The organism is Halorussus sp. AFM4 (assembly GCF_051194995.1).
Taxonomy (GTDB): domain Archaea; phylum Halobacteriota; class Halobacteria; order Halobacteriales; family Haladaptataceae; genus Halorussus.
In genome coordinates this window covers 312,021-327,165 of the sequence record NZ_JBNTJT010000001.1, presented here as the reverse complement: position 1 = coordinate 327,165, position 15,145 = coordinate 312,021, and the positions used below count along the sequence as shown (strand labels likewise).

Genomic DNA, 15,145 nt, shown 5'->3' with positions numbered 1-15,145 from the left:
CGATGAACGACCACACGCGGGACCACACGGTGAGCCCGCCGACCACGGGCAACCCGACCGGGTGGCGAGACGACCGGGCCGAATCCAACGGGTGGGAGCACGGAACGCTCCGCCGGGCCGTGATGCACGGCGTCGCGCTGTACAACTCGGGCGAGTTCCACGAGTCCCACGACTGCTTCGAGGCGGAGTGGTACAACTACGGGAGCGGGACGACGGAGAGCGCGTTCCTCCACGGGATGGTGCAGGTCGCGGCGGGCGCGTACAAGCACTTCGACTTCGAGGACGACGGCGGGATGCGGAGCCTGTTCGACACGGCGCTCCAGTACCTTCGGGGCGTCCCGGACGACTACTACGGTGTGAACCTGGTCGACGTCCGGACGACGCTCGCGAGCGCGCTCGACGACCCGACCGCCCTCCACGGGTGGGAGATAGAGCTCGACGGGGACCACCCCGTAGCGACTGAGGCCGACTTCGAGTACGCCGACGGGCTCGAGTGAGGTCGTCCGTTCCGGGGGACGCTCCCTCCCCGGTCGTAACTTATATAGGATGCCCTCCCCGATGTCAGAGGGTACGAGGGACTCCGTCCCGTCACTTCTTCGCTCGCTCATCGGGTTGCCGCCGGCGCGGGGGCATCATCCGATGGCACTGCTCTGAGACGCGCCGTGCCGGATGATTCCCGCCGCTCGCTCGGCGGCCAGCCGCGGGGCCACCGACCGACGGGGCTGGGAAGCCATCCACAACCATGACCACCGAAACAGACCTCCCCTGTGCGGACTGCGGCACGGACCTCCGCGAACGAACTCTGCCGGCCCACACGCTCTTGCATCCGGTCGAGGGCCACCAGTACCTCACCGTCGCTGACTGCCCCGGCTGTGAGGCCCGCTACTACCCCGACGATACGGTGACCGTGCTCGCAGAGGTGCTGGGAATACAGCGGCCGAAGGGAGGCAGTTGATGTCTGTGGACGCTCGTCGCCGTCGGACCGCCGACCACGAGGACCGACTCGGCGAGGTTGCGGACGCGATCTCGGCACCGACCACGGTGCTGATCGCGGGGACCGTCGATCCGACCGAGTACGCGCTCGGCCTCCGTCTCCTGTCACACGCCAGGAGTCCGGACGATACCGCGATAGTCGTGACGACGACCGAGAGTCGAGACGCGGTCGTCGCGGGCGCTACCGACACGAGGACCGCCAGCGGGGAGCCCTCGCTCGCGGTGGTCGATACCAGTTCGAAGGAGCAGTATCTCACTGCACCGTACGAGGACGTTCCCACCGTGTACATGCCGACGGCCGACGATCTCGAACGGGTCGCGATCGGCCTCTCCGACCTCAGCGGGACCGTCGTCCCGTCCACGGGGACCCGGCACTTCGTCGTCCGGTCGCTCACGCCGATGATCGACGGGGCGACCACGGAGCGGGTGTGTCGGCTGCTCGAACGGACGACGGGGGTCCGCGTCGGCGACGGCCTCGGGATCTTCGGCGTCGATTTCACGGCCCACGACGACCGGACCCTCGCCGAGCTGACGGCGGTCGTCGACCGACTGCTGTGGGTCTCTGCGGACACCGACGGGCAGTTGCAGTTCGAGCTTCGGAACGCGGGACGGGGACCGACCTCCTGAACCGGCCGCGGCCGGCTCACCGCCTAGCCGACACCGTCAGTTCGGAGTCCGATTCTTCGACTGAGGGGATCGCGGTGCGGAGCGTCCGCCGGCAGCGATCTCCGATTCGGCGTGTCCGCTGTACTCCCGATAGACGAGAGTTCGAGAGGCCATGTTCGAGAGGCCATGTTCGAGAGGCCGTGTTCGAGAGACCGTGTTCGAGAGGCCGTGTTCGAGAGACCGTGTTCGAGAGGCCGCGTTCGAGTGCGGCCTCCGAGATGGCGTCCGACCTGCTCGTACCGTTGTCCGTGTACCGTTCCGCCGTTCGAACAGCGGGACCTGAAGGCCGATGCTGACTCACGACTGTCTCGGTCGGGGGAGAACCACTGTCGCCCGATACGCGGCCCTCGACGCTGCCCCGGGAAACAGGTGTGCGTCGGATCACCAGGTGAACCGAATCGGACACGCTCGGGACTAACGGAGTTTCGCGAAGCGTCCGGAAAGGCAAAAGAGCAGAAGGATACTGCGAGAAGGCAAGACTCGCAATCCTCCCGCCGACGCCCTCAGCCGGACTGGCCTCATCGGGCGTCGCTCGTTCTAAGAGCACGTACGGTCTCCTGCGGTAAGAGTCTTGCCGTGTTCTACTCCGCTTTTCGGGCTGCCGTGTTCTACCCCGCCCTTCGGGCGCACGACAGCCGACTTGTCGCCGGGCGCGCAGCCGACCGCCGATTGGACGAAGAGAGTGGTACGACTACCGAACTTGACGGAACCTGTCCGGTGGATGACGGGTCGGCCGTCGCCGACGCCGAACCGCCGGACCGAACCCCGGCCTTTCTTGCGCTTCCCGCCGGCGCCTCGATAATTTGCCTCTCATATCCAACACGTAATCAAAACGAATCGACAACTTATATAGCTCGCCTAGCGACTGTCGAGACAGAGTGGTCTCGGACTACGCGCTCTCAGCACAGGAGGTCAGGACATGACGACAACCGATTCCCGCCGGGAACGGACGGCCGACGCCCGCCGCCACCGCCCCGAGCGAGACGCCCCGCTCGACGCCGCCTTCGAGGCGCTGTCTGACCGGACGTGTCGCGCTCTGGTCGGGCAGCTCGACGAGCGTGACGGCGAGGCGGTCGTCGTGACGGACCTCGCCGCTCGACTTGCCGAGACGGACGAGGACGGCGGTGCTGCCGACGCCGCGCCGGACCCGGAGTGCCGCCTGCGCGCTCGCCTCCACCACACCCTGCTGCCGAAGCTCGACGACGCGGGACTCGTCGACTACGACGCCGACCGCGGCCTGGTCCGGTACCGGCCGGACTCCCGGTTCGCGGCGGCGGCCTCGGCCGTCGCGTCGTTCGAGGCGGCCGACCCCGACGTCTCGCTCGACGCGCTCTGCGACCTGTTCGCCGACTACCGGCGCCGGACCGCCTACCTGACGCTGGTGGCCCACGACGACCTGTCGCTGCCCGACCTCGCCGACGAGGTGGCTGTCGCCGAGCGCGACCGGCCCCTCCAGGAGATCGACCCCGACGACGTGCTGGAGGTCTACCTCTCGCTGTACCACACTCACGTCCCGAAGCTCGCCGACGCGGGGCTGGTCGACTACGACCAGGAGGCCGACTACGTGGCGCTGACCGACGCCGGCCGGGCGTTCGAGTCGCCCGTCCGCGAGCTGGCCGAACCGGCCGACGGCTGAGACCCGAAACCCTCAAGGCCGAGCGTTTCCGTTCTTCCGGCGATGCGAATCGAGCAGCTGGGCGAGGGCACCCCCGAGATCGCTGTGGTCGCCGCCGTCCACGGCGACGAGCCCTGCGGCGTCCGGGGAATCGAGCGCGTGCTGGCCGAGTCGCCCGCCGTCGAGCGCCCCGTCAAGTTCGTGATCGCCAACGAGGAGGCGCTGGCGCGGGGCGTCCGGTACGTCGAGGAGGACCTCAACCGCGCGTTCCCCGGCGACCCCGACGCCGACACCCACGAGCGCCGCCTCGCCGCGGACCTCGCGCGCGAGATCCGGTCCTGCACCACCCTGTCGCTGCACTCCACCCAGTCGTACGCCCAGCCGTTCGCGCTGGTCGACACGGTCGACGCCGTCGCGCGGTCGGTCTGCCCGTACCTCCCGGTGTCGGTGCTGGTCGAGACCGGCGCGCAGAGCGAGGGCCGGCTCATCGAGTACCCCCACGTCGTCGAGGTCGAGTGCGGCCTCCAGGGGTCGGACCGCGCGGCCGACAACGCGGTCGACCTGATCTACGGCTTCCTCCGGGCCACCGGCGCGCTGCGCGACGCCGAACCGGTCGCGGGCGAGGACCGCGGCGAGGTGACCGTCTACCGGCTCGGCGCCCCGATACCCAAGAACGGCGCGGGCGAGTACGCGGTGTTCGCCGAGAACTTCGAGCGCGTCGAGGCCGGCGAGGCGTTCGCGGCCGCCGACGGCGAGGACCTGATCGCCGACGAACCGTTCTATCCGGTGCTGCTGTCGCCGTACGGCTACGAGAACGTGTTCGGCTACCGCGGCGAGCGCGTCGGCGTCCTGGACGGGTAGCGCGAGTACGGGCCTTTTCTCAGTGCATCGCGTATCGACCTGCAGTCCACAGCGTGCGCTCGGCGAGTCGACCGGCGGGGCGGGACTGAAAGGGGCCGCTCGGTCGCGACCGCCCGGGGCTTGCTACCTGTTCGTCTCCGATTTTGCAGATAATCGCGCTCCTGACACGAGGTGAACGGGAACGGAAATCGGTACAGAAGCCGCTACCGAGTCGTCGAAGACCGCGGGAAAGAAGGCGGTTAGCTCACTCCTCTTCCGGCTCGCCCTCGTCGCTGCCGCCGCCGAGCATGCCGAGCTCGCTGAGGTACTCCTCGGTCTCGTCGTTCGAGAGCTCCATGAACTGCTCGGTCTCGGCGTCGACCGTGGCGACGCCGACGCCCTCGGGGCTCAGCTCGTTGTCGTTGACCGAGCCGAGCGCCCGGAGCGCGAGCTCGATGCCGCCGTCGAGGTCCATCGCCTCGCTGTAGTTGTCCTCGAGGTACTCCTGGATCTCGCCGCGGTCCGCGCCGACGGCGAGGGCCTTCCACTCGTAGGGGGTCCCGGACGGGTCGGTCTCGTACAGGCGGGGCTCGCCGTCCTCGATGCCGCCGATGATGAGCGCGACGCCGAACGGGCGGGCGCCGCCGACCTGGGTGTACTGCTGGATGTGGTCGGTGACCTCCTTGGTCAGCGTCTCGACCCCGATGGGCTCGCCGTAGCGCAGGCGGTTGACCTGGGCCTGCCGGCGGGCGAAGTCGATGAGCTGGCGGGCGTCGGCGACGTGGCCCGCGGAGGCGATGCCGATGTGGTCGTCGGCCTTGTGGATCTTCTCGACGCTGGTCCGCTCCATCAGCTCCGAGCGGATGCGCTTGTCAACCGCGAGCACGATGCCGCCTTCGGTCCGGATGCCGATGCTCGCGGTGCCGCGCTTGACGGCCTCGCGGGCGTACTCGACCTGGTAGAGGCGTCCGTCCGGGGAGAAGATGGTAATCCCACGGTCGTAGGCCTGCTGTTGGGCTTGTCCCTGCATAGTATCACTCGAAATCGAGTTCCGTCGCGCCCGCGAACGCCCCGTCGGTTCGCACGTCGAGGAGTCCGTCTCGCTCGACTGCGGTCCGCTGGGCGTCCCCGAACACGACTTTTCTCTCATCCCGAAATTGGCCGCCTCGTCGTAAATACTTTTCTTCACAGGCACGGACCGTACCGCTTATACCGCGGACGCGGAGGCCGACGGGGTCGTTCTTGACTTCGTCGATGCAGGCAAGGGCGGCCCGTGCCCGGTCGGCGTGGCCGTGGCGGGCCCGGACCACGGCCTCCCCGGTCCCGTCCCCGAACTCGAACTGGAGCACCGACAGGTCGGCGTCGGCGCTGCCGGCGTCGCCCAACAGGTTCTGTGCGGCGAACCAGACGCTGCGCTGGAAGTCCCGGCGGTCGAACTCGGCGTCGGGCCACGCCTCGATGCCGACCGCGAGGTAGCGCCAGCGGGGTCGGAGGTGCTTGGGCAGGTGCTTCATCGACGGGTCTCGGCCGGTGGTTGGTCGGGACGCGGCTTGAAAGGTTGGTGTTCGCGCTCGACCGCGTCGGGCGGGGTTTATCACCCGCCTACACAGTTCAATATTGAAAGGTAATTATTTACTACCGTCTGCGTAACTGGGTGTGGGGGTACGGAAATGTTTGACACGACTGCGGACTCCGAGTCCGAGTACGGGGGAGTACCGACCGCGACCGGCGTCGACCGGCGCTCGGTTCTGAAGGGCGGTGCCGCGCTCGTCGCCGGGGGCGCGCTCGCCGGTCGCGTGGGAGCGCAGGACGGCGGCACCACGCACATCGCCATCGTCTCCAGCCCCGCCGGCTTCGGCGACAAGGCGTTCAACGACCTCGCGCTCCAGGGGCTGCGGAACGCGGCGAAGAACAACAACATCGAGATCCAGCGGGTCGAGGAGACCGACCAGTCCCAGTACCGGACGGTCCAGTCGCGGCTGGCCGAGAGCTCGAACCCCGACTACGACCTCATCGTCCTGGTCGGGTACAACCACACCCAGGCGCTCGAGTCGAACGCCAGGCAGTACTCCGACCAGCGCTGGATGCTCATCAACGACTACGTCGACCAGCCGAACGTGGCCGGCTACACGTGGGCCAACCACCAGATGTCGTTCCAGGCCGGCGTGCTCGCGGGCACGATGACGACCCGGCAGCTCGAACACGCCGGCAACTCGCTGAACTCCGACACCGCCACCGTCGGCTTCGTCGGCGGGGTCGACGGCGCGCTCATCAACGCCTTCGAGCGCGCCTACAGAGCCGGTGCGAAGTGGGTCGACGAGGACGTCGGCGTCAAGGTCGGGTACATCGGCAACTACACCGACACCCAGACCGCGAGCAACATCGCCGGGTCGCAGTACGACGCCGGGGCGGACATCGTCTACCACGCCGCGGCGGCGGCCGGCCAGGGCGTCTTCCAGGCCGCGACGGAGGCCGACCGCTTCGCCATCGGCGTCGACGCCGACCAGTCCAAGACGCTGCCCGACTACAAGGACGTCATCATGGGGTCGGCGGTCAAGTTCATCAACAAGGGGACGAAGGACGTCGCGACGGCGGTCGTGCAGGGCAACTGGGACCAGGTCAACGGCCAGAACGTGCTCGGCCTCGAGGAGGACGCGGTCAAGCTCGTGCTCGGCCAGGCGGTCGGACCGAAGCTCCCGGACGTCGTGACCCAGAACCTCCGGAAGTCCAAGCAGGCCATCGTGAACGGCGACGTCACGGTGCCGTGCACCGCCTCGGGCTGCCAGAACTGACGCCGCGCCCGCCTCGGCGTCATTCGTGATACGATATCCCATACCAGGCCAATGAGCGACCCACAACCACCCGCCGTCCGACTCGACGGCGTCACCAAGCGGTTCGGCGACGTCGTCGCCAACGACGGGGTGAACTTCACCCTGGAGAAGGGGACGGTCCACGCCCTCGTCGGCGAGAACGGGGCGGGCAAGACCACGCTGATGAGCGTCCTCTACGGGCTCTACGAGCCCGACGCGGGCGAGGTACGCGTCGACGGCGAGCGCCGGTCGTTCGACTCGCCCCGCGACGCCATCGACGCCGGCGTCGGGATGATCCACCAGCACTTCCAGCTGGTCGACACCATGACCGTCGTCCAGAACGTCGTGCTCGGCCACGAGCCCTCGGAGAACGGGCTGGTCGACGAGGAGAGCGCCCGGGCGGCCATCGCGGACATCTGCGACACCTACGGCTTCGACGTCGATCAGTATCTCGACACCCGGATCGAGCAGTTGGGGGTCGGCGTCCAGCAGCGCGTCGAGATCGTCAAGAGCCTCTACCGGGGCGCCGACGTGCTCGTCCTCGACGAGCCGACCGCGGTGCTCACGCCCCAGGAGGTCGAGGGGCTGTTCGAGGTGATGACCGAGCTCACCGACCGGGGCCGGTCGCTCATCTTCATCACCCACAAGCTCGACGAGGCGCTGGCGGTCGCCGACGAGATCACCGTCCTGCGCGACGGGGAGGCGGTCGGCACCGTCGCGGCCGCCGACACCTCCCGCCAGGAGCTCGCCCGGCTGATGGTCGGCCGCGACGTGCTGTTCGACTACCCCGAGCGCGAGACCGCGCCCGGCGACGTCGCGCTCGACGTCGAGGGCCTCCGGGTCCGCGACGACCGGGACCTCGTGCAGGTCGACGGCGTCGACCTCACCGTCCGCGAGGGCGAGATCCTCGGCGTCGCGGGCGTGGAGGGCAACGGTCAGGCCGAGCTCGTGGCGGCGCTGACCGGGCTCCGGGACGCCGAGGCCGGGACCGTCACCTTCCGCGGCGAGGACGTCACCGACGCGAGCCGCCGGCGGCGCATCGAGAAGGGCATCACCTACGTCCCCGAGGACCGCCAAGAGGAGGGGCTGGTCCAGGACTACGACCTGGTCCGCAACGCCCTGCTGGGCAACCAGACCGTCGAGCCGTTCGCGGACGGCCGGTTCATCGACTGGCGGGCGGTCCGGGACCACGCCGAAGACATCGTCGCCGAGTACGACGTCCAGCCGCCGAACCCCGACGCCGAGGCCCGGTCGCTGTCGGGCGGCAACCAGCAGAAGTTCGTGGTGGGCCGGGAGCTCGAACACGAGCCCGACCTCGTGGTCGCGTCCCACCCGACCCGCGGGGTCGACATCGGGAGCATCGAGTTCATCCACGAGCGCCTGCTGGAGATGCGCGACGCGGGGACGGCGGTGCTGTTCGTCTCCTCGAAGCTCGACGAGCTCCGGAAGCTCTCGGACCGCGTCGCCGTGATGTACGAGGGCGCGTTCGTCGATGTGGTCGACCCCGACGCTGTGACCGAGGAGGAACTCGGCCTACTCATGGCGGGTCGGAGCCGAGATGCGGGCGACGAGACCCGCGAATCGGTCCAGTCGGAAACGGCCGACACGGACACCGGCGCCGAATCCGCGACCGACGGAGGTGTCGAGCCGTGAGCGGCGACACCCGCCGGGGCCGGGCCGCCCTCGACCGGGCTGCCGACCGCATGCTCAGGGCGACGGTCCTCGAACGGTTCGCCATCGCTGTGGCCGCGGTCCTGCTCGCGCTCCTGCTCGGGGCGATCATCGTCGCCGCCTCGGGCTACGACGCGGTCGAGTTCGTCTCCGCGCTGATTTACGGCGCGTTCGGCACCAAGTCGAACGTCGCGTTCACGCTGCGCCAGTCGACGATGCTCGTCCTGGCGGGCGTCGCGGTGGCGGTCGCGTTCCGGGCGGGGGTGTTCAACATCGGCGTCCAGGGCCAGTTCGTGGTCGGCGGGTTCGCCACCGCGGTCACGGTGCTGTTCCTCGCGCCCCACCTCCCGACCGGCGCGGTCGGCGGCGTCGCGCTGATCGCCCTCGGGACGCTCGCCGCGGTACTGGCGGGCGGAGCGTACGCCGCGCTCCCGGGCCTGATGAAGGCCTACGCCGACGCCAACGAGGTCATCACGACCATCATGCTCAACTTCATCGCGTCGGGGGTCGTCTTCTTCGCCGTCGACCGCTACCTCAGGCCGGCGGGCGCCTCCGCGCCCAACACCGAGAACTTCCCCGAGTACGTCGCGCTCCCGTCGGTCGTGTTCGACAGCCCGTCGTTCTCGGTGATCGGCCTCGCCGCGGCGCTGGCGACGGTGGTCGTCGTCTACGTGGTGATGGCCCGCACCCGGTTCGGCTACGATCTCGTGACCAGCGGCCACCAGGAGCCCGCGGCGGCCTACTCCGGGGTCGACCCGAAGCGAAACGTCGTCGCCACGATGACGTTCTCCGGCATGGTGGCCGGCCTCGCCGGCGCGGTGTTCACGATCATGATCCTGGGGTACTACAGCGACCCCGCGACGTTCCCCCGGTTCGGCTTCGACGCGATCGCGGTCAGCCTGCTGGCGGCCAACAACCCGCTCGGCGTGGTGCCCGCCGGCCTGCTGTTCGGCGGCCTCGACGCCGGCGGTCAGTACATCGGGTTCACGCTCGACGTGCCCCCGGAGCTGGTCGACGGCGTGGTCGGGCTGGTGGTCCTGTTCGTCGCCACGCCCGAGCTGTTCCGGATGGCCGGCCGGCGCACCGGCCTGGGAGGCGATAGCGAATGAGCGTCGCCGACTACGCCGGTCGCCACCGGCGCGGCGTCGCCGTCGGCGCCGGCGCGGTCGCGCTGCTGGCCGTCGTCGCGGTCGCGTTCGACCTGCCGGTGGCCGACCTGCTGACCGTCGGGACGTTCGAGCGCGCGCTCCGGGCCGCGACGCCCATCGCGCTAGCGGCCATCGGCGGGCTCTACGCCGAGAAGAGCGGCGTGTTCAACATCGGGCTCGAGGGGTTCATGATCTTCGGCGCGCTCTCGGGCGCGGCCGGGGCGTGGCTCGCGTCCGGCGCCGGATCGGTCGGCCAGGCCGACCTCTGGGTCGGCGTCGTCGCCGCGGTGGCGGTCTGCACACTGCTGACCGCGATGTTCGCGGTGCTGACCATCCGGTACGAGGCCGACCAGATCGTCGCCGGGCTGGCGGTGTGGTTCGTCGGCCTCGGCTTCGGCCCGTTCACCGCGACCGTCATCTGGGGCGGGGTCTCCAGCCCCTCGCTCCCGAACATCGACAACCTGACCGTGCCGGTGCTGGCCGACCTCCCGGTGGTCGGCCGCCTGCTCTTCGACGCGTCGCCGCTGGTGCTGTTCACCGTCGTCGCCGCGGTCGCGGCGTGGGTCGTCCTCTACCGCACCAGGTACGGCTACTGGGTCCAGGCCGCGGGCGAGAACCCCGAGGCGCTCGACACCGCCGGCGTCGACGTCAACCGCGTGCGCTACGGGGCGGTGCTGTTCTCGGGCGCGATGGCCGGCCTCGCCGGCGCGGTGCTCTCGATCGGCATCGGCAGCGGCTTCACCGGCACCGGCGTTACGATGGTCGACGGCCGCGGGTGGATCGCCATCGTGGCGTACCTGTTCGGCAACTACAACCCGCTGGGCGCGTTCGGCGCGTCGCTGCTGTTCGGCGCGACCGACATGCTCCAGGTCCAGTTCCAGACCGTCGGCATCTCGCTGCCCGGCAGCATCGTCGGGCTGTTCCCCTACGTCGCGGTGCTGGTGGTGCTGACGCTCGTGGGGTACACCCGGGTGCCGGCCGCGGTCGGCGAGCCCTACGACACCGAGGAGTAGGTCGCTCCGACCGCTATCGACTGTTCCTCTCGAGCAGCGATTCGACGTCCTCGCGGAGACCCTCGGCGACCGCGTCTCCGGTCCCCTCCGGAAGCCGCGGGCGCAACTGCTCGAAGTCGTTCATGATGCGGACCATCGCCAGCAGTTCGTAGAGCGGGCGGTACGTCGCCGCGTCGTCGGCCAGGTCGGGCGCGGTCGACCGGTAGCCCGCCAGCAGCGCGTCCCGGACCATCTCCTGACGGTCCGCCACCTCGGGAATCGCCGAGAGGAACCCGCCGCCGAACAGGTACGCGGCGAACTGGAGGTCGTAGGCCGGGGTCACGGCGAGGGTGTACGCCCAGTCGAGCAGCGCGGTCAGGTCGCCGGTGTCGGCGTCGACCAGGACGTTGTGGAGGCCGTGGTCGTTGCGACCCAGCACGGGACTGAAGCCCCCGTCCCGCTGGTCGAGCCGCTCTATCCGGTCCTCGCACCACGACTCCAGCCGGGGCGTGAGGTCCGAGAACCCCGATTCGGCGTGACGGCCCAGTTCGCGGTCGACCCGCGCCCGGAGGTAATCCGGCCACGAGTCGACGCCGTCCCGGACCCGGAGCTCGTCGACCGTCCCCGACGGCCGCCCGCCGGCGAGCTCCCGCGACTCGTCGTAGAACACGTAGCCGAACGAGTCGACCGCGTCGATGCGGTGGAGCTCTCCGAGCGACTCGCCGAGCTGTCGGGCCGTCGTGCGGAGCACGTCGTCGGAGACCCACCCCACTCGCTCGTAGGGCACTTCGTCGCCGGGCATCGCTTCCACGAGGAAGTACGGCGCCGGCAGGTCGGGGTGGTCGTCGACGGCGCCCAGGATCCCTGGCACCGGCGCAGCGGTGTGCTCGCCCACGACCGCCGAGACCCGGGCGTCGGCGGCGACACCCGCGTCGCGGCCCTCGGGCACCGCCTTGAGGTAGCACTCTCTGGTCGACGTCGCGGTCCCGACGACGAGGCGGTACACCCGGCAGAACCCGCGGTCGACCGGCGTCGCCTCCCGGAGCGTCCACTCGGAATCGACGACCGACACCATCCCCCGGAGGGTCCCGTCCGATAGCTCGTCGGCCATGTCGGTCACTGGACGCGCCGCGGGAGAAACGTTCCGGTGCTGTGCTACTCGTTCCCGGACGCTCCGCGCTCGGCCACCAGCACGCCGACCTGGTCGTGGACGCGCTCGACCGCGGTCAGCGCGAAGCCGGCGTCGGTCAGGGCGTCCGCGAGGTGGCCGACCGTCGAGGGGTCGTCGACCTCGGGGCTGTAGAACGGCTCGTCGGGGTCCGGCTCGCCGAAGAACATCACGTCGCCGAGCACGAACTTCCGCGGGCCGAGCCCGGCGATGGCCTCGATGGCCTCGCGCTTCTCCTCGTCGCCGAGGTGGTGCATCGCGAAGTTCGAGACGACGACGTCGGCCGAGTCGACGTTCGGCTCGCGGAAGCGGCCCTCGCCGAACGCGACGTTGTCGATGCCCTGCGAGTCGGCCTTCTCGCGGGCCCGCTCCATCATCCCCTCGCTGATGTCGCGGCCGACGACCTCGCCGGCCTCGTCGGCGAGCGCCAGCGCGATGGCGCCGGTGCCGGTGCCGAGGTCGACCACCGTCTCGTCCGGCCCGGGGTCGGCGTGTTCGACGACCAGCGACACGCAGGCCCGGTACTCCCCGGTGTCGTTCTGGCTGTCGTCGTACTCGCCGGCGACGTCGTCGAAGCGAGCGGCGTGCTCCTCAAGCGTCCTCTTCATGTCTGCCGCGTTTGACCCCCGGTGCAATGAACTCGTCGGAGAGCCGCTCGCGGTTGCGCTCGGCGAGGGCGGCCCACTCCGCGAGCCCGGTACGGATCTGGTCCTCCGAGAAGCCGACCGCTTCGCCCACCGCGGCGAGCTCCCGGGGCGCGCGCACCTGGAGGTGGCTGGTCGGGTTCGCGCTGACGACGTAGGGCGCGTCGTACTTCTCGACGAGCTCCCGGAGCTTCCGGAGGTCCTGGAGCGCCCGGACCCGCGGGCCGCCGTCGGCCCGGAGCACCCGCGAGAGGTCGAACTCCACGCGGGTCCCGTGGTCGGCCGCCGCCTTCGCCAGCACGTGGTTGAAGTCGCCATTGCCCCGCATCGGGTGGGCCAGCACGTCCACCCGGTCGGACTCCACCGCGAACCGGTTGAGAGCGTTGGTCCCGCCGTGGAGCGCCAGGACGGTGTGCTTGGGCCGGTAGTTGCCGACGTGGCCCGACGCCACGTCCGGATTGTCGGCCCGGATCTCGATGGCGTCGACCACGTCCACGCCGTACTCCTCGGCGATGCGCTCGCGGTCCGCCGCGTCGAGGTCGGGGGTCGCGTCGCTGTGGCTGCGCAGGACGACGCCGTCGAACCCGTACTCGGCGGCGGTCGCCGCGAAGCGCGCCGCGGTGCTGTCGCCGTCGGGGTGGGCGTGGACGCCCTCGTAGCGTGGCATGCGTGGGTTCGGCTCGTCGCGTGGGTTCTCGCGGCGAGGATTTGGGTCTGTCCCTTCGGGTCGCGAGCGTCAGCAGTGCGAGGTGGCCGGGCGAGCGCTCAGAACTGGTAGCGCCGGTCGTCGTTCTGCTGTTGCTGGGGGAACTGCTGGCCCCCGCCGGTCATCTCGTCGTAGGTCATCCCCGAGAGGTACTCGTCGTACGTGACGTCGTACTCGCTCCGGAGGTGGAAGTCGAGGTTGCCGGTCTCGACCGCGGTCTGGAACAGCATGTGGACCGCCCGGCGCAGCAGCTCGTCGGTCTCGTCGGGGTCGAACGCCGCGCTCAGCATGGCGAGCTCGTTGCGGGTCTCGCGGTCGAGCGACACCGCCACCTCGTCGCCGAGGTCGGCGTACTCGCCCTCGAGTTCGCCCTGCAGGTCGTCGAGGCTCATGCCCCGAGAGTCGGTCCCGGGTCGGAAACGCCTTTCGACACCTGGCGGCGGGACCGGACTCCGCGGCCGTCCGGAGTCGTCGACGCCGGCGGCCCGCCGACCCACCCTACCTTGAAGTGGCCCGGCGTCGTCCCCTGGTCGGGAACCATGCAACAGAACGTCGGCGGACTCGACGAGGGGATCCGCATCACGCTCGGACCGCTGCTGCTCGTGCTGTCGATCGGGTCGTTTCGAGGCGCGCTCCGACTGCGGCGGTCGGTCGCGGTCGGCGCGCTCGTCGTCGGCGCCGTCCTCACCGCGACCGGCCTGACCCAGACCTGCCCGGCGAACAGCGCGATGGGTCGCGACACCTACCGGGACGCCGGCGAGGGCGCGACCGGGGGACTGAGCGAGGAGGCCCGGCAGGTCCGCGACCGCGCGCTCCGGTGAGCGCCGGCCGGGACCGGCGACACCGCGAGCCCAGTTCCGAACACCGGCGCACCGCCTCGCCGAACCACTGTTCCTTTACCGGCGTCGTCCCTACCGAACCTCGATGAGCGACGCCGAATCGGAGCCCGACTACGCCCTCCCCGACGACCTCCCGGCGGTCCGCGAGGCGCTGGTCTCGTGGTACGAGGCCGACCACCGCGAGTTCCCGTGGCGCGAGACCGACGACGCCTACGAGATCCTGGTCTCGGAGGTCATGAGCCAGCAGACCCAGCTCGGCCGGGTCGTCGAGGCCTGGGAGGCGTTCCTCGACCGCTGGCCGACGCCCGAGGCCCTCGCCGACGCCGACCGGGCCGACGTGGTCGGGTTCTGGACCGACCACAGCCTCGGCTACAACAACCGCGCGAAGTACCTCCACGAGGCCGCTCAGCAGGTCGTCACCGAGTACGACGGCGACTTTCCGACCACCCCCGACGAGCTCCAGGAGCTGATGGGCGTCGGTCCCTACACCGCCAACGCGGTCGCCTCCTTCGCGTTCAACGACGGCGACGCCGTGGTCGACACCAACGTCAAGCGCGTGCTCTACCGAGCGTTCGACGTGCCGGACGACGACGCCGCGTTCGAGGCCGCCGCGCGCGAGGCGATGCCCGACGGGGAGTCGCGGGTCTGGAACAACGCCATCATGGAGCTCGGAGGCGTGGCCTGCGAGCAGACCCCCAAGTGCGACGCCGCGGGCTGTCCCTGGCGCGAGTGGTGCACGGCCTACGAGACCGGCGACTTCACCGCGCCCGACGTCCCCACCCAGCCGAGCTTCGAGGGGAGCCGCCGGCAGTTCCGCGGCCGAGTCGTCTCGACGCTGAAGGAGTACGACGAGCTCCCGCTGTCGAAGCTCGGCCCCCGAATCCGAGTCGACTACGCGCCGGACGGGGAACACGGCCGGGAGTGGTTGGAAGGGCTCTTGAGCGACCTCGCGGACGACGGACTCGTCGACGTGACCGATCGGGACGGCGAGACGGTCGCGCGGCTCCGTCGGTGAACGAACGTCGAACCTTCTACACGTTCACAACGTTGATA

17 protein-coding genes are annotated in these 15,145 nt (G+C 70.1%); 11 read left to right on the top strand and 6 right to left on the bottom strand.

Annotated elements, in window-relative coordinates; genetic code table 11:
- Window positions 1-2: 2 nt before the first annotated feature.
- The 5 genes from ACQUQF_RS01625 to ACQUQF_RS01605 all read left to right on the top strand — a co-directional run bounded on the left by ACQUQF_RS01625 (window position 3) and on the right by ACQUQF_RS01605 (window position 4,135).
- On the top strand, window positions 3-497 hold the full coding sequence (locus ACQUQF_RS01625) for a DUF309 domain-containing protein (protein ID WP_435177583.1): 495 nt from the start codon (window positions 3-5) through the stop codon (window positions 495-497).
- A 245-nt stretch (window positions 498-742) separates the two neighbouring features.
- Window positions 743-955, top strand: coding sequence for a hypothetical protein (locus ACQUQF_RS01620; protein WP_435175069.1), 213 nt, complete (start codon window positions 743-745; stop codon window positions 953-955).
- Window positions 955-1,620 (top strand): DUF7504 family protein, encoded by a 666-nt coding sequence (locus ACQUQF_RS01615; RefSeq protein ID WP_435175067.1) that lies wholly within the window; start codon window positions 955-957, stop codon window positions 1,618-1,620. Before ACQUQF_RS01620 ends, ACQUQF_RS01615 begins: the two co-directional genes overlap by 1 nt.
- A 958-nt stretch (window positions 1,621-2,578) precedes the next feature.
- Window positions 2,579-3,295, top strand: a complete 717-nt coding sequence (locus ACQUQF_RS01610; RefSeq protein WP_435175065.1) for a DUF7344 domain-containing protein — start codon at window positions 2,579-2,581, stop codon at window positions 3,293-3,295.
- A 42-nt stretch (window positions 3,296-3,337) separates the two neighbouring features.
- Window positions 3,338-4,135: a succinylglutamate desuccinylase gene (locus ACQUQF_RS01605; RefSeq protein WP_435175063.1), complete on the top strand. Its 798-nt coding sequence runs from the start codon at window positions 3,338-3,340 to the stop codon at window positions 4,133-4,135.
- Window positions 4,136-4,379: 244 nt separating this feature from the next.
- On the opposite strand, the gene psmA is transcribed toward ACQUQF_RS01605, so the two are convergent.
- Both psmA and ACQUQF_RS01595 read right to left on the bottom strand, forming a co-directional pair.
- Entirely contained in the window at window positions 4,380-5,144 is a 765-nt protein-coding gene (gene psmA / locus ACQUQF_RS01600) for an archaeal proteasome endopeptidase complex subunit alpha (protein ID WP_435175061.1), read from the bottom strand.
- Window positions 5,145-5,148: 4 nt separating this feature from the next.
- On the bottom strand, window positions 5,149-5,628 hold the full coding sequence (locus tag ACQUQF_RS01595) for an Rpp14/Pop5 family protein (protein WP_435175059.1): 480 nt from the start codon (window positions 5,626-5,628) through the stop codon (window positions 5,149-5,151).
- Window positions 5,629-5,784: 156 nt separating this feature from the next.
- Between ACQUQF_RS01595 and ACQUQF_RS01590 the strand changes: the two genes are divergently transcribed.
- Genes ACQUQF_RS01590 through ACQUQF_RS01575 form a run of 4 tightly spaced genes read left to right on the top strand, consistent with a single transcriptional unit; the run spans window position 5,785 to window position 10,756 of the window.
- Window positions 5,785-6,906 carry a BMP family lipoprotein gene (locus tag ACQUQF_RS01590; protein WP_435175058.1) on the top strand — a complete coding sequence of 374 codons (1,122 nt, stop codon included), beginning with the start codon at window positions 5,785-5,787 and terminating at the stop codon, window positions 6,904-6,906.
- Window positions 6,907-6,957: 51 nt separating this feature from the next.
- Window positions 6,958-8,577, top strand: a complete 1,620-nt coding sequence (locus ACQUQF_RS01585; RefSeq protein ID WP_435175056.1) for an ABC transporter ATP-binding protein — start codon at window positions 6,958-6,960, stop codon at window positions 8,575-8,577.
- Between the two features lie 50 nt (window positions 8,578-8,627).
- On the top strand, window positions 8,628-9,704 hold the full coding sequence (locus ACQUQF_RS01580) for an ABC transporter permease (RefSeq protein WP_435177581.1): 1,077 nt from the start codon (window positions 8,628-8,630) through the stop codon (window positions 9,702-9,704).
- A complete protein-coding gene (locus ACQUQF_RS01575) occupies window positions 9,701-10,756 on the top strand; it encodes an ABC transporter permease (protein ID WP_435175054.1) in 1,056 nt (351 codons plus the stop codon). The genes ACQUQF_RS01580 and ACQUQF_RS01575 overlap by 4 nt, the downstream gene beginning before the upstream one ends.
- A 13-nt stretch (window positions 10,757-10,769) precedes the next feature.
- Here ACQUQF_RS01575 and ACQUQF_RS01570 read toward each other — a convergent pair whose 3' ends face one another.
- From ACQUQF_RS01570 to ACQUQF_RS01555, 4 genes are all read right to left on the bottom strand, one after another.
- Window positions 10,770-11,846, bottom strand: a complete 1,077-nt coding sequence (locus tag ACQUQF_RS01570) for a phosphotransferase family protein (protein WP_435175052.1) — start codon at window positions 11,844-11,846, stop codon at window positions 10,770-10,772.
- A gap of 44 nt (window positions 11,847-11,890) precedes the next feature.
- Window positions 11,891-12,511, bottom strand: a complete 621-nt coding sequence (locus tag ACQUQF_RS01565; RefSeq protein ID WP_435175050.1) for a class I SAM-dependent methyltransferase — start codon at window positions 12,509-12,511, stop codon at window positions 11,891-11,893.
- Window positions 12,495-13,214 (bottom strand): RNase P subunit p30 family protein, encoded by a 720-nt coding sequence (locus ACQUQF_RS01560; protein WP_435175048.1) that lies wholly within the window; start codon window positions 13,212-13,214, stop codon window positions 12,495-12,497. The genes ACQUQF_RS01565 and ACQUQF_RS01560 overlap by 17 nt, the downstream gene beginning before the upstream one ends.
- Window positions 13,215-13,312: 98 nt before the next feature.
- Window positions 13,313-13,645, bottom strand: a complete 333-nt coding sequence (locus tag ACQUQF_RS01555) for a hypothetical protein (RefSeq protein WP_435175046.1) — start codon at window positions 13,643-13,645, stop codon at window positions 13,313-13,315.
- A 147-nt stretch (window positions 13,646-13,792) separates the two neighbouring features.
- Here ACQUQF_RS01555 and ACQUQF_RS01550 point away from each other — a divergent pair, with 147 nt between their 5' ends.
- On the top strand, window positions 13,793-14,074 hold the full coding sequence (locus ACQUQF_RS01550; protein ID WP_435175044.1) for a YgaP family membrane protein: 282 nt from the start codon (window positions 13,793-13,795) through the stop codon (window positions 14,072-14,074).
- A gap of 103 nt (window positions 14,075-14,177) precedes the next feature.
- Entirely contained in the window at window positions 14,178-15,107 is a 930-nt protein-coding gene (locus tag ACQUQF_RS01545) for an A/G-specific adenine glycosylase (protein ID WP_435175042.1), read from the top strand.
- Window positions 15,108-15,145 lie beyond the last annotated feature (38 nt).

What these genes read in the sequence shown, in the direction of transcription:
- ACQUQF_RS01625 (WP_435177583.1), top strand. Translation starts at nt 3, where the DNA reads ATGAACGACCACACGCGGGACCACACGGTGAGCCCGCCGACCACGGGC.
- ACQUQF_RS01620 (WP_435175069.1), top strand. Translation starts at nt 743, where the DNA reads ATGACCACCGAAACAGACCTCCCCTGTGCGGACTGCGGCACGGACCTC.
- ACQUQF_RS01615 (WP_435175067.1), top strand. Translation starts at nt 955, where the DNA reads ATGTCTGTGGACGCTCGTCGCCGTCGGACCGCCGACCACGAGGACCGA.
- ACQUQF_RS01610 (WP_435175065.1), top strand. Translation starts at nt 2,579, where the DNA reads ATGACGACAACCGATTCCCGCCGGGAACGGACGGCCGACGCCCGCCGC.
- ACQUQF_RS01605 (WP_435175063.1), top strand. Translation starts at nt 3,338, where the DNA reads ATGCGAATCGAGCAGCTGGGCGAGGGCACCCCCGAGATCGCTGTGGTC.
- psmA (WP_435175061.1), bottom strand. Translation starts at nt 5,144, where the DNA reads ATGCAGGGACAAGCCCAACAGCAGGCCTACGACCGTGGGATTACCATC.
- ACQUQF_RS01595 (WP_435175059.1), bottom strand. Translation starts at nt 5,628, where the DNA reads ATGAAGCACCTGCCCAAGCACCTCCGACCCCGCTGGCGCTACCTCGCG.
- ACQUQF_RS01590 (WP_435175058.1), top strand. Translation starts at nt 5,785, where the DNA reads ATGTTTGACACGACTGCGGACTCCGAGTCCGAGTACGGGGGAGTACCG.
- ACQUQF_RS01585 (WP_435175056.1), top strand. Translation starts at nt 6,958, where the DNA reads ATGAGCGACCCACAACCACCCGCCGTCCGACTCGACGGCGTCACCAAG.
- ACQUQF_RS01580 (WP_435177581.1), top strand. Translation starts at nt 8,628, where the DNA reads ATGCTCAGGGCGACGGTCCTCGAACGGTTCGCCATCGCTGTGGCCGCG.
- ACQUQF_RS01575 (WP_435175054.1), top strand. Translation starts at nt 9,701, where the DNA reads ATGAGCGTCGCCGACTACGCCGGTCGCCACCGGCGCGGCGTCGCCGTC.
- ACQUQF_RS01570 (WP_435175052.1), bottom strand. Translation starts at nt 11,846, where the DNA reads ATGGCCGACGAGCTATCGGACGGGACCCTCCGGGGGATGGTGTCGGTC.
- ACQUQF_RS01565 (WP_435175050.1), bottom strand. Translation starts at nt 12,511, where the DNA reads ATGAAGAGGACGCTTGAGGAGCACGCCGCTCGCTTCGACGACGTCGCC.
- ACQUQF_RS01560 (WP_435175048.1), bottom strand. Translation starts at nt 13,214, where the DNA reads ATGCCACGCTACGAGGGCGTCCACGCCCACCCCGACGGCGACAGCACC.
- ACQUQF_RS01555 (WP_435175046.1), bottom strand. Translation starts at nt 13,645, where the DNA reads ATGAGCCTCGACGACCTGCAGGGCGAACTCGAGGGCGAGTACGCCGAC.
- ACQUQF_RS01550 (WP_435175044.1), top strand. Translation starts at nt 13,793, where the DNA reads ATGCAACAGAACGTCGGCGGACTCGACGAGGGGATCCGCATCACGCTC.
- ACQUQF_RS01545 (WP_435175042.1), top strand. Translation starts at nt 14,178, where the DNA reads ATGAGCGACGCCGAATCGGAGCCCGACTACGCCCTCCCCGACGACCTC.